The organism is Emticicia sp. MM, from assembly GCF_001649495.1.
Window position 1 is genome coordinate 17,640 of record NZ_LXHX01000119.1, and the last position, 12,286, is coordinate 29,925.

Sequence of the window (12,286 nt, forward strand, 5' to 3'; positions counted from 1 at the left end):
ACTGCTTCCACAAAATTACATTTTTAGTCTAATCAAACAAAATTTTAGATAAGTCTAAAAATTTATTTTGATTAGCAAATTTTTTGTTTTATGTTTGTATTGAAAATGGAGAATTACAACAAATGGAAAAAAATTTAGATATAAATCAGGTAAAGGGTTGGCGTTCGAATGGCCCGACACAATCTTTACCAGAAGTACACGGCACCATCAACGTTCCGAAAACAGGTAGTTCTTGGAAACGAATGGCTGCTTTTGTAGGGCCGGGATTGATGGTTGCAGTAGGATACATGGACCCCGGTAACTGGGCAACCGATATTGCTGGCGGTGCGAAATTTGGATATACGCTCTTGTCGGTTATTCTGATTTCGAACCTTTTTGCGATGCTTTTGCAGCATCTTTCGCTCAAATTGGGTATTGCAACTGGGCGAGATTTAGCTCAGGCCTGCCGTGATGCTTACTCGAAGCCAGTTTCGATTATGTTGTGGATATTGGCAGAAATTGCCATCGCAGCCTGCGATTTAGCTGAGGTAATTGGAGCAGCCGTAGCATTGAATTTACTTTTTCATATTCCACTTACTTACGGAATTTTGATTACATCCATTGATGTAATCTTTATCTTATTTCTTCAGAACAAAGGTTTTCGTTTAATCGAAGTGATTGTCGGGGGGCTTATTTTACTTATTCTACTTTGTTTTGGGTACGAAATTATTGTTTCACAACCCGATATTGTTGCAGTATCGAAAGGTTTAGTACCAAGTACGCAGATTGTTTCAAACCCTGAAATGCTCTATATCGCCATCGGAATCTTGGGAGCAACAGTTATGCCTCATAATTTGTATTTACATTCGAGTATTGTACAAACACGTAAAATCGAAGATACACAAGCTGCCAAGCGTAGTGCCATTAAATACGCCACAATCGACTCAACAGCCTCCCTTTTCATTGCCTTTTTTATCAATGCTGCTATTTTGATTATGGCGGCTGCAACTTTTCATTTTACAGGAAATAAGGAAGTGGCTGATATTACAGATGCGTATCATTTACTTGACCCAATTTTAGGTGTGAAATTAGCAGGACTTTTCTTTGCAGTGGCTCTTTTAGCGGCTGGGCAAAATTCTACACTTACAGGTACATTGGCTGGGCAAATCGTGATGGAAGGTTTTTTAAATATTCAGCTAAAACCGTGGTTGAGAAGACTCATTACTCGACTTTTAGCCATTGTTCCAGCACTGATTGTAGCTATTTTGTATGGAGAACAAGGAACGTCCGATTTGTTGGTTTTGAGTCAAGTAATTCTCTCACTGCAATTAAGTTTTGCGGTGGTACCATTAGTAATGTTTACTTCTGATAAACTCAAAATGGGAGAATTCGTGAATCCCGCTTATGTAAAATATACTGCTTGGGCTGTAACAGTTATTATTATTGCTTTGAATAGTTATTTGCTGTTTGATACGATATTTTAAAAACACTTAAATAGTCCGTGTATAAAAACGAAGACTTCGCTTTAAGCGAAGTCTTCGTTATATTATATCACAACTAAAAATAATTATTCAAAATTAATTGTAAAATTGACACTTAATAATTTACTTCGCATCACTTTTCGAATCAAATTCAAACCAAAATATCATTAACATGTCAAATCTTAAGGTTACTCTTGGTCAAAAAGAGTATTTTCCGTTTATCAAAGATGCAATTGCATACGAAGGTAGAGAGTCAAACAACTACTTAGCATTCAAATACTACGATGCTAATCGTGTGGTGGCTGGCAAGACAATGGCTGAACACTTACGTTTCGCCACTGCCTATTGGCACACATTCTGTGGTAATGGTGGTGACCCATTTGGTCCAGGAACTAAAATCTTCCCTTGGGATGTTGCTACAAGCCCAATGGATGCAGCGAAACAAAAACTTGATGCTGCGTTTGAGTTTATGACAAAATTAGGCACGCCTTTCTACTGCTTCCACGATATTGATATTGCTCCAGAAGGAGATTCTCAAGCTGAATTCGAGAAAAACCTGCAAGAGATTGTGGCTTTAGCTAAACAAAAACAACAAGAAAGTGGTGTGAAATTACTTTGGGGAACGGCTAACTTATTCTCTCATAAGCGTTTCATGAATGGAGCTTCTACAAACCCTGATTTTGCGGTTGTTGCTCATGCTGGTTTCCAAGTAAAAAATGCTATTGATGCTACAATTACTTTAGGAGGTGAAGGATATGTATTCTGGGGTGGACGTGAAGGTTATATGTCGTTGTTGAATACAAATACAAAGAAAGAAATTGACCACCTTGGCCAGTTCCTTTCTATCTCACGTGATTATGCCCGTTCACAAGGATTTACTGGTAAATTCTACATTGAGCCAAAACCATGTGAGCCATCGAAACACCAATATGATTATGATGCACAAACTGTGATTGGTTTCTTGCGTCAGTATGGTTTAGATAAAGATTTCCAATTGAATTTAGAAGTAAACCACGCTACTTTGGCTGGCCATACTTTTGCTCATGAACTACAAATGGCAGCAGATGCTGGTATGTTGGGAAGTATTGATGCAAACCGTGGCGATTATCAAAATGGCTGGGATACTGACCAATTCCCAATTGATTTATATGAGTTAACAGAATCAATGTTGGTGATTCTTGAAGCGGGTGGTTTCTCTACTGGAGGTATCAACTTCGATGCTAAGACTCGTCGTAATTCAACTGATTTAGAAGATATTTTCATTGCACATATTGCAGGTATGGATGCTTTTGCTCGTGCATTGTTGATTGCAACTGATATCCTTGACAAATCTGATTATAAGAAACTCCGTGCGAATCGTTATGCATCATTCAATAGTGGAGATGGTGCTGCGTTTGAATCAGGCAAATTAGGTTTAGCTGATTTACACCGTATTGCATTAGCCAATGGTGAGCCTCAACAAATTAGCGGCAAACAAGAATTGTTTGAAATGATTATTAATCAATACATTTAATCGAGTTGCATAAGCGAATGAGAGTGCTGTATTCTGAGTCAAAAACCCAGAATACAGCACTTAATATTAATCACTTTTTATTGGTTTGTAAGAACTCTCGCCAACCATCTTTCAATTAGGTATTTTTCTTTCACACAAACTGGGTCTAACGATTCCAACCAATAGCTAAAACTGCTTCACTATTTTCAGAATAATTAATTAAACGGTAAGTAAATAAAACAGTAGCTAAAATGATGCAGGCTAGTTGCTATCAAATTTTCTACTGAAAATGAAAAAAACTTGAATCGGCAATCAAGAATAACTTTTTACCTACCAGATACGTAAACTCCCAAATAGGCTCACTAATCATCTCCATTTAAGTATAAGGATTCTTCAAGTGATTCATTTGTTCAAAATCTTAAAAGAAAGCCTTGTAAATTGCTATTTTATCAAGAAAAATTAAGAACTTTGATTATAATTTGGCAAGGAACTTGCCCCGCTAGTACTTGCAATATTTGGTGTTTTTTAGCGTTGAAAAGCTACTACAAAGATTAACAATGAAGTTCAGACCAATTATATATTTAGTATTTGTTGCCTTACCGATACTTTCGGTAGCTCAGAAAAACAAAAAAACTGAGAGCAAGGGTATTTCGGAGAAAGAGTTAAAGTCAGAAGCATACTTCGTAGAAGGCATGAAATACTACATTGCCGAATCCTACGACAAAGCCATTCCATTATTTAAGAAAGCCACCGAAGGCGAACCAACTAGTGCGGGTATCAACTACATGTTGGCTAAGGCGTATTTGGCTAGTAATGATATTGCCACCGCAACTGTTTACAGTGAGAAAGCACTTAAACTTGATGATGAAAATAAGTTTTATCGCAAGTTTTTAGGCGAAATCTACACCAAGCAAAAACGTTATAAAGATGCAGCTGAAATGTATGAAAAATTAGCAAGTAGATTTCCACAGGATGTTGATAATTACCTCGATTTATCTAATATCTATATTCTGCAAGAGAAATTTTCTGATGCTATCGAAATCTACAATAAAATTGAGCGAACAATTGGAGTAAGCGAAGAAATTACTCGCCAAAAACAATTAATTTATCTCAAACAAAATAAGCTCGAAAAAGCCATCGAAGAAGGCGACCGCCTCATTGCTTCCGAACCTTCCGAACCAGAATATGTAGTTCAGCAAGCCCAAATATTGATTTCTAACGAACGCTACGAGCAAGCAATTACGATGCTCAGAAATTCGCTAAAAAAGAACCCAGATTTTGCGGAAGCACACGTACTTTTGGCCGAAATTTATAGAAAACAAAATGAACTCGAAAAATGTAATGAAGAACTTCAAGAGGCTTTCGCTAATAAAAACTTGTCTGTCGATGTAAAGTTTAAGATTTTGAATAGCTATATGCTCATGCTCAAAGACGACAGTAGTAATAAGACTTTAGATAATCTTCTTACACTCACACAAGCGTTAGTTAAGCAATCGCCTAAAGAAGCCAAAGGGTATGTTATTTTAGGTGATTTATTGATGAAAAAGGGCGAAACGGCAAGTGCTCGTGATAATTACGTAAAATCTACGACTTACGATAAATCAGTTTTTGAGGTTTGGTTAGCAATCGTTGAGTTAGATGCTAAATTGAATCAGATTGATAGCTTAGCTAAACATTCAGAAGAAGCGATTGAGTATTTCCCGAATCAATCATTTTTTTGGTATCATAATGGTTTTGCCAATTTTGCAAAGAAAGATTATGAAAAAGCAAGCTCTTCACTCGAAGAGGCTAAAAACTTAGCGGTAGATAATCTTGAGTTAGCGAAGCACGTGAATGCTCTTTTAGGCGATACTTACAATGAACTTAAAAAATATACCAAATCAGATGATGCCTACGAGGCTGTATTAAAAGTTGATCCTGACTATGAATATGTATTAAATAATTACAGCTATTATTTATCAATTCGTAAAGATAAACTTAGCCGTGCAATACAACTATCTTCTCGTTTAACTGACAAATTTGGTGATAATGCTACTTATCTTGATACACATGCTTGGGTACTTTATACGATGAAAGAGTATCAAAAAGCACGTGAGTTTTTAGAACGAGCTATCAAACAAGATAAAGGTGTGAGTGGTACAATCGTTGAGCATTATGGTGATGTCCTTTATCGACTTGGTGAGAAAGAAAAAGCCTTAGAACAATGGAAAAAGGCTCGTCAAATGGGTGAAAATAGTACAAATATTGATAAGAAGATTCAATCAGGAACTTTGGTTGAATAAATAAATAAGCCATTTTCTGCTGTCCACGAGTTTGAAGTGGAAATATAAACTAACCATAAAATGTTAAAATATACCTTTATAATTCTTAGTTTCTTTGTCATTCTTTCGACCTCTTCTTGTAAGCGTCATAGAATGCATAAAAAAGAGGTTGCATTGGCCGCCGATACGCTCCAGTCTGAAACAGTGAAAGCTGAAAAACCAGTCTTAACGGTAGAAGAACCTGCAAAAGTAGAAATACCAGTTGTACAAAAAATTGAGGTCAAGCCCGCTGAAATTGATTTTAAATACTTGAATATCAAATCAAAAGTAAATTTTTCAGGAGGTGGAGAAGAACAAAGTTTTCCTGTAAATATACATATCAAAAAAGATAGTATTATTTGGCTTTCTATTGTGGTAGGTTTGGAAGGTGGCCGTGGAATTATTACGAAGGATTCAGTGATTTTCCTCGACCGATTGCATCGGACTTATTATAAATATGATTTCGCAAGTTTAAGCAAGCAATTCAACTTCAATCTGAACTATGATCTTGTTCAATCAATTTTAATTGGAAATATGCCGATTCGAAAGCGTGAGAGTGATGAAGTTTTGAAGCAAGAAAACGGTTTTTTAATAAAGCAAAAAGAAGGGTTTGTACTAATCGACAATCTTGTTTCTGAAGCAAATCTAAAACTCCAAAAAGTAAATGCAAGCGATGAAACTGGTGATAGCAAAATGGAAATAGACTATACTAACTTCTTGCCTATTACAGATTTATTGATACCACAAGAAGTAAAAGCAAAGATTGATGCTAAAAAGGATGGAAAGGTTCTACAAACTTCGGTAAATTTGCAACATAATAAAATTGAAGTGTTAGACCAAAGTCCGGGTTTTTCATTCAGTATTCCTAAATCTTACACGCCTAAGTAGGAAGTTGAAAACGAATACTGCGAAACCTGCTTACTCTTTTGAAAATGACCTTTAAAAAAATTACATACTTTATAGCCTTTTTATCAATTCTAAGTATTTGGCCTAACGCCGATTTGATGGCTCAGCGTAAGAAAAAAAGCCGAGCTCAACTCGAACGTGAAAAGCGAAGAAATCTTGAAAAAATTGCCGAAACTAAGCTAGCTTTAGAAAATACGCAAGAGAAAAAAGAAGCAACCGTTGGCAAAATCAAAGCCATTAAAGAACAAATTTCTTCGCAAGAAGAACAAATAGGTTTAATGGAGCAAGATTTAGAGCTGATTGATATGGAGATGCAAGATATTATAGGTGCCAAAGAAGTCCTCGAACGTAAACTCGATACACTTCAAAGGGAGTATGCTGCTATGCTTTATAGTGCCTCTAAAATAAGTGGAAAGATAAATAAACTTAGCTTTTTATTTTCTTCTTCTTCGTTTAATGAGCTTATTATGAGGTATAAATACCTGCAACAATATACAGATAATCGTAAATCTCAGGTAGCACAAATCATTAAAGTAGTAGCACTCCTGCGTGAACGACAATCAAATTTACAGGGAAAACGTTCAGATAAAAAACGCATTATTTCGGCTAAACTTACCGAAGCTCAGTATTTAGAGCAATTAAAAAGTCGCCAGACCGAAATGGTAACTGAACTTTCGCAAAAGGAAAAAGATCTAAGAAAAGAAATAGAAGCAACTAAGAAGTCGGTTAGTAAATTAGAAGCATCAATTGAAGCGGTAGTATCTCGCGAAATGGCTCGTAAAAATCGCGAGTTAGAATTGAAGCAAGACCAAGCAGCTAAACTAGCCAAAAATAAGGCTAAACAAAATACTTCTAAGAAAGTAGTTAAAGTATCAAACGATGAAGATTCGGCACTTGGGCGTTCGTTTGCCGCTTCAAAGTCTCGTTTGCCTTGGCCCGTACAGCGTGGCTTTATTTCAGATAGATTTGGTGTTAAAGAACACCCAGTTCTAAATGGGGTTTTGATAAACAATAATGGGATTGATATTCAAACATCGACCAATGCAACTGTAAGGTCGGTTTATGCGGGTGAGGTAAAAGATGTAACTGAAATTCCGGGTTTAGGCAAAGTGGTGCTGATTCAGCACGGCGAGTATTTTACGGTTTATGCTAATTTGAAACAAATTTTCTTATCAATAGGCCAAAAAGTTAGTGCTAAAGAAACCATTGGAACAGCAGGCGAGTCTGGCGGAGCTCCTGAAATTAACTTCCAGATTTGGCATAATAGTGAGCACTTAAATCCAGAAGGTTGGCTTAGTCCGAGATAATTATTCATAGAGAATTAAGAATGTAAAATTTACAAGAAGCTGCTTTTGTTATGTTTTCTTGAAAAGCCATTTTACATTTTTCATTCTACATTCTACATTAAACTATGTCTGTACATAACGAAATCAAGCGTGTTACTACGCATACCCTTCAAGAACTCAAACGAAAAGGCGAGAAAATAGCATGCTTAACAGCCTACGATTATTCGATGGCAAAAATAGTAGATGCCGCAGGCGTGGAGCTGATTTTAGTAGGAGATTCGGCATCCAATGTAATGGCTGGGCATGAAACAACCCTCCCAATTACACTCGATAACATGATTTATCATGCTCAGGCAGTAGTAAAGGCCGTAAAGAGAGCATTAGTAGTGGTAGATTTACCTTTTGGTTCGTATCAAGGAAATTCGGAAGAAGCTCTTCGTTCGGCCATTAGAATTATGAAAGAATCGGGTGGACATGCGGTTAAATTAGAAGGTGGAATCGAAATCAGAGAGTCGATTGAACGCATTTTGAGTGCGGGTATTCCAGTAATGGGGCACTTAGGACTCACGCCACAATCAATCTATAAGTTTGGCACTTATACTGTGCGTGCCAAAGAAGAAGAAGAAGCTGAGCAGCTCATGGCAAATGCCCAGATGCTCAATGAAGTAGGGTGTTTCGGAATGGTTTTAGAGAAAATCCCTGCGACTTTGGCCAAAAAAGTGACAGATTCAGTTCATATTCCTACTATTGGTATAGGTGCGGGTAATGGCTGTGATGGTCAGATTTTAGTGGTGCACGATATGCTGGGTATTAATAAAGATTTCTCTCCACGTTTCCTTCGTCGTTATGCCGATTTACACAGCATCATGACCGAAGCCGTAATGAATTATACTAAAGATGTAAAAGCATCTGACTTCCCGAACGAAAAAGAATCATATTAAGATTATTTTTTCATCCGTGAACTAAAATATTTGCAATGGTGTTGCATAAATACTGTATATTTGCATCACTGTTGTAAATATTATGCTGTATCAATTACACGGTTTAAGATTTTTATGCGAAAAATATTCACTCATTACCATACACTTAACAAAGTTGGCTTGTGGCTCTCGGTGATTTGTACAATTCACTGCTTGGCTATGCCTTTCCTCATGACCGCTTTACCGATTTTAGGAGAAAGTTTCTTAACCGAAAAATCTGAATTCTATCTTATTGGGTCAAGTGCAGTATTAGCTGTTTTCTTATTAATCAAAGATTACAGAAATCATCATAACCCGCAGCCATTATTTTTATTGGTTTTAGCACTTTGTTTCAATATTACTGGCCTATTTTGGGCAAAAGGTTCACTCGAAATGCTCTTCAATGTTTCTGGTGCTCTTATTATGGCTCTAGCCTATTGGATAAACTGGACTTCTCACCGCCGTGCTTGCCATAGTCATACTCACTAATTTTAGCTTTTCTTTTGGTAGTAATAATCTAATGGATTTTCGTAAATAAACTTATAATTTGAATGTTTGAGCCATTTTGCTACACTAATGATTTTAAATGGTTGAGGCTCAGCAGGTTTTACAAATTCGGGCATTTCAAAGCCTAATTCTTCGCAGTTTTTTGCGTAAATTTCTTTTCTTGTCGGGTGAATCGGCGAAACAATATTGAAAACTTGGTTCCAAATCTGGTTTTCGATAATCTTTTCGATAATCTTGATTACGTCATCTCGGTGAACGTAGTTTACTCGGATATTTCCCGTTGTGAGTCCCTTCCAACCTGAAAAATATTTCGCCGGAATTCGGTCGTAGCCCATGAGTCCACCGCAACGCAGAATAGTTAAATTCACTGAAGATTCTTTCCAAAAATTTAGTAGTAGTTTCTCAGCTTTTACCATAGTTGGACTAGCTGATTGTTCGGGTGTTATGACATCCTCTTCGAGCACCTCTCTATTTAACTCGGGGTAAACAGATGTTGAACTAATGTAAATGATATTCTTTATAGATGATGTTTTTATAAAATTAAGCAAATTGGAAATTTGCTCTACGTGGGCATCAGCTTTTTGAAGACTAATGCGTGGTGGAATATTTATTAGCAGTGTTTCTGAACTTAGAAAGTTATCCACATTTTCGCCAACAATATGTGGATTAAGTTGAATGCGAAAAGCTTCAATGCCATTTTCAGCTAAAATAGATAGTTTTTCTTCGTTGGTTGTGCTTCCTTTTACTTGGTATCCTTTATCAGCGAAATACTTTCCAAGTGGTAAACCTAACCAACCACAACCCAAAATACTTATTGATTTACTCATTGCTTACCTCATTTTTTAGTTTTTCTTCACTCTCTAATTCAAAAATCTTCACATCGACCACAAATCTAAACCAAAGAGCTTGTAGGAAGTGGAAAATCATACCTTCTTTTCCGTCAAGAATACCCAGTTGGATAAAATAACGGTGAAAAAAATAAATAAACGGACGCACAAATAACGGCATATCCCACCAAATTTTCTTCAAAAATGCAATTCGTTGGTCTGGATTTCCAAAGAATTTGGGCTGAATTGTTTGGCTACGTAATTGCTTTTTTCGTTCGATTTCTTCACGTGCCACTTGGTCGCTGTAACGATTGTGTTTTTCGATCCAAAAACTAATCCTGTTTTCTTTGAGGTTTTCTTCTTTTAAATACCCTTTATCCCAAACAATATTTTTGCCTTCTGCCACAAAGCGGTGGTCCATGTTTTCGTTGAGGTCGGAGAAACCCACACCAGTACGAAACATTTTCATTAGGTATCGTGGGAAATAGCCACCATGCTTAAGCCAACGACCTTTAAAATAGTTTTTTCGATTGAAGAAAATGCCATTTACATCGGAAGGAATTTCTGCGTTTTTGAAGTTTTTCAGCAGCTCAAATAATTCGGGTAAAACAATATGGTCAGAATCTAGCCCGATTGTCCAAGGGGTTTTAATTGGAAAGTTTTTCAAAGCAAAATCCCATTGTTTAGGGTGATTCTCAAACTTATTGTGTAAAACCTTCGCCCCATATTGCTCAGCAATTTCGAGCGTACGGTCAGTACTACCCGAATCTAAAATAAAAGTCTCGGCATTGAGTTCTTTGATTGACTCCAGCAATCGGGGTAAATGTTGTTCTTCGTTGAACGATAATATAATAAACGAAAATTCGGTATTCATCGGTAGGATGTAAAATTATTCTAAGCTTTTCTTTTTTGATTTACCAAAGCGTAAGCCAAGACTTGTTCGCTCCAAAAATACGATTCCAACTAGAAACAAAAGCGATAATAAAATATGAAGTGAAATCGACAAAATGGTGTTTTCGATTTTTACTTGCATCGAAACATAAATTAAGATAGCCGCAATAATTAAATAAGTTGAAACTGACTTTAGTTCGTACGGTATTGGGTAGTGTTTTTGACCATAATAGTAGCAAAGAACCATCATCACAAACGACGAAATGGCAAAGGTGATGGCACACCCTACATAACCCATTCGTGGAATAAGTATAATATTTAAGATGATAGTCAGCACCATTCCTGCAATGGTAAAATAGGTGCCATATTGAGTTTTATCGCTCAACTTAAACCAAATAGCCGTATTTTGATAAACGCCAATGAAGAGGTTGGCCAAAAGTAAAATAGGTACTACAATGATGCCCGAACGGTAGGTTTTACCCAAAATTAAGCTAATTAGGTCGATATTTACACTTACACCCACCCAAATCAGAATACAAGAAATCGTAAACCATTTCGTGGCAAGTGCTATCATGGCTGGTGAGTTTTTATCTTCAGCTTTCGAGAAAAAGAATGGGTCTGCTGCGTAGCGATATGCCTGCACAACAAGCAACATGAAAATCGAAAGCTTATAAACATTGGCGTAAATACTAAAGGCGTCGTCGGTCGATAAACCTTGATAGAATCCTTCAGGTAGAATTTCTCGAAACATTACGCGGTCGGCTGTTTGGTTGATTGCCCCAGCCAAACCCATGATTAGCAATGGATAAGCATAAACGAAAATAGGTTTGAATTTTTCGAAGTTGAAATTAAACCTAAAATCAAGAAATTCTCTCCATAAAAGAAGAATTGTCAATAAACTGGCGATAAAATTTGCCCAAACAATATAATCTGGTCCAATGGCAGGATTATAGAAAAAATCGGCAAAGGGTTTCCATGATTGCAAGAAAAGGCCTTCATGAATATACTTACAAAACATCAAATAAAAGGCATTGAGACCGATATTGATGAAGATATTGGTCATTCTGATAAACACAAATCGTTTCGATCTTCCTTCTGCTCTTAGTTTTACAAAAGCAATGGCTGCAATAGCATCGGTAGCTAAAATAATGGCAAACCAAACAATTAAGCGTTCTTTGCCCGGAAAGCCCATCCAGTTGATGAGTGGCGTTGCACAGAAAAAGATAATGACAGAAAAAATAATACTCGTAAGAATAATATACGATAAGATAAGATTGTAATATTCTTGTCGATTTTCTTTCTTATTAGCATAGCGGAAAAATGCCGTCTCCATACCATACGTATAAATGATATTTAGAAGAATGACATAGATATAAAGTTGGTTATTATCGGCAAGGAGTTTTGGTTGGTGGAAAACGCGGGTATGCACGGCCACTAAAAGCCAGTTTAGAAAACGCCCAACAATACTACTTAGGCCATATAGAGCAGTATCGCTCGCTAATTTTTTAACTACACTCATATTTTGGTCTGCCAGTGCTTAAATGACAGTCGAAGTTTTATGGTTTTACAGGAAATTGACTGCAATTTCCATACTTGTTGAGTGATTTGCAAATGATTAGCTTTATTTCATGCTTTTCAAGTAATATTATTGGGCTATT

The 12,286-nt window shown here is 36.6% G+C and carries 10 protein-coding genes; 7 read left to right on the forward strand and 3 right to left on the reverse strand.

The window, feature by feature from the left end:
• The first annotated feature begins 122 nt into the window (after positions 1 to 122).
• The 7 genes from A6M55_RS16275 to A6M55_RS16305 all read left to right on the forward strand — a co-directional run bounded on the left by A6M55_RS16275 (position 123) and on the right by A6M55_RS16305 (position 8,892).
• The gene (locus A6M55_RS16275; protein ID WP_064198552.1) at positions 123 to 1,463 is read left to right on the forward strand and encodes an Nramp family divalent metal transporter; all 1,341 of its coding nucleotides are present in this window, start codon (positions 123 to 125) and stop codon (positions 1,461 to 1,463) included.
• A 169-nt stretch (positions 1,464 to 1,632) separates the two neighbouring features.
• The gene (gene xylA, locus A6M55_RS16280) at positions 1,633 to 2,973 is read left to right on the forward strand and encodes a xylose isomerase (RefSeq protein ID WP_015028484.1); all 1,341 of its coding nucleotides are present in this window, start codon (positions 1,633 to 1,635) and stop codon (positions 2,971 to 2,973) included.
• A 536-nt stretch (positions 2,974 to 3,509) separates the two neighbouring features.
• The gene (locus tag A6M55_RS16285; protein ID WP_064198553.1) at positions 3,510 to 5,234 is read left to right on the forward strand and encodes a tetratricopeptide repeat protein; all 1,725 of its coding nucleotides are present in this window, start codon (positions 3,510 to 3,512) and stop codon (positions 5,232 to 5,234) included.
• A gap of 60 nt (positions 5,235 to 5,294) precedes the next feature.
• A complete protein-coding gene (locus A6M55_RS16290) occupies positions 5,295 to 6,140 on the forward strand; it encodes a DUF4292 domain-containing protein (RefSeq protein WP_015028482.1) in 846 nt (281 codons plus the stop codon).
• Between the two features lie 44 nt (positions 6,141 to 6,184).
• Positions 6,185 to 7,465, forward strand: a complete 1,281-nt coding sequence (locus tag A6M55_RS16295) for a murein hydrolase activator EnvC (RefSeq protein WP_015028481.1) — start codon at positions 6,185 to 6,187, stop codon at positions 7,463 to 7,465.
• Positions 7,466 to 7,569: 104 nt separating this feature from the next.
• On the forward strand, positions 7,570 to 8,385 hold the full coding sequence (gene panB, locus A6M55_RS16300) for a 3-methyl-2-oxobutanoate hydroxymethyltransferase (RefSeq protein WP_064198554.1): 816 nt from the start codon (positions 7,570 to 7,572) through the stop codon (positions 8,383 to 8,385).
• A gap of 114 nt (positions 8,386 to 8,499) precedes the next feature.
• A complete protein-coding gene (locus A6M55_RS16305) occupies positions 8,500 to 8,892 on the forward strand; it encodes a MerC domain-containing protein (RefSeq protein WP_015028479.1) in 393 nt (130 codons plus the stop codon).
• Between the two features lie 2 nt (positions 8,893 to 8,894).
• Here A6M55_RS16305 and A6M55_RS16310 read toward each other — a convergent pair whose 3' ends face one another.
• Genes A6M55_RS16310 through A6M55_RS16320 form a run of 3 tightly spaced genes read right to left on the reverse strand, consistent with a single transcriptional unit; the run spans position 8,895 to position 12,147 of the window.
• Positions 8,895 to 9,737 carry an NAD-dependent epimerase/dehydratase family protein gene (locus tag A6M55_RS16310; protein ID WP_064198555.1) on the reverse strand — a complete coding sequence of 281 codons (843 nt, stop codon included), beginning with the start codon at positions 9,735 to 9,737 and terminating at the stop codon, positions 8,895 to 8,897.
• Positions 9,730 to 10,611 (reverse strand): glycosyltransferase family 2 protein, encoded by an 882-nt coding sequence (locus tag A6M55_RS16315; protein ID WP_064198556.1) that lies wholly within the window; start codon positions 10,609 to 10,611, stop codon positions 9,730 to 9,732. Before A6M55_RS16315 ends, A6M55_RS16310 begins: the two co-directional genes overlap by 8 nt.
• Positions 10,612 to 10,626: 15 nt before the next feature.
• A complete protein-coding gene (locus A6M55_RS16320) occupies positions 10,627 to 12,147 on the reverse strand; it encodes a lipopolysaccharide biosynthesis protein (protein ID WP_064198557.1) in 1,521 nt (506 codons plus the stop codon).
• Positions 12,148 to 12,286 lie beyond the last annotated feature (139 nt).

Bases quoted from the DNA above. Each gene is read 5' to 3' on its own strand.
- A6M55_RS16275 (WP_064198552.1), top strand. From the start codon at position 123: ATGGAAAAAAATTTAGATATAAATCAGGTAAAGGGTTGGCGTTCGAAT.
- xylA (WP_015028484.1), top strand. From the start codon at position 1,633: ATGTCAAATCTTAAGGTTACTCTTGGTCAAAAAGAGTATTTTCCGTTT.
- A6M55_RS16285 (WP_064198553.1), top strand. From the start codon at position 3,510: ATGAAGTTCAGACCAATTATATATTTAGTATTTGTTGCCTTACCGATA.
- A6M55_RS16290 (WP_015028482.1), top strand. From the start codon at position 5,295: ATGTTAAAATATACCTTTATAATTCTTAGTTTCTTTGTCATTCTTTCG.
- A6M55_RS16295 (WP_015028481.1), top strand. From the start codon at position 6,185: ATGACCTTTAAAAAAATTACATACTTTATAGCCTTTTTATCAATTCTA.
- panB (WP_064198554.1), top strand. From the start codon at position 7,570: ATGTCTGTACATAACGAAATCAAGCGTGTTACTACGCATACCCTTCAA.
- A6M55_RS16305 (WP_015028479.1), top strand. From the start codon at position 8,500: ATGCGAAAAATATTCACTCATTACCATACACTTAACAAAGTTGGCTTG.
- A6M55_RS16310 (WP_064198555.1), bottom strand. From the start codon at position 9,737: ATGAGTAAATCAATAAGTATTTTGGGTTGTGGTTGGTTAGGTTTACCA.
- A6M55_RS16315 (WP_064198556.1), bottom strand. From the start codon at position 10,611: ATGAATACCGAATTTTCGTTTATTATATTATCGTTCAACGAAGAACAA.
- A6M55_RS16320 (WP_064198557.1), bottom strand. From the start codon at position 12,147: ATGAGTGTAGTTAAAAAATTAGCGAGCGATACTGCTCTATATGGCCTA.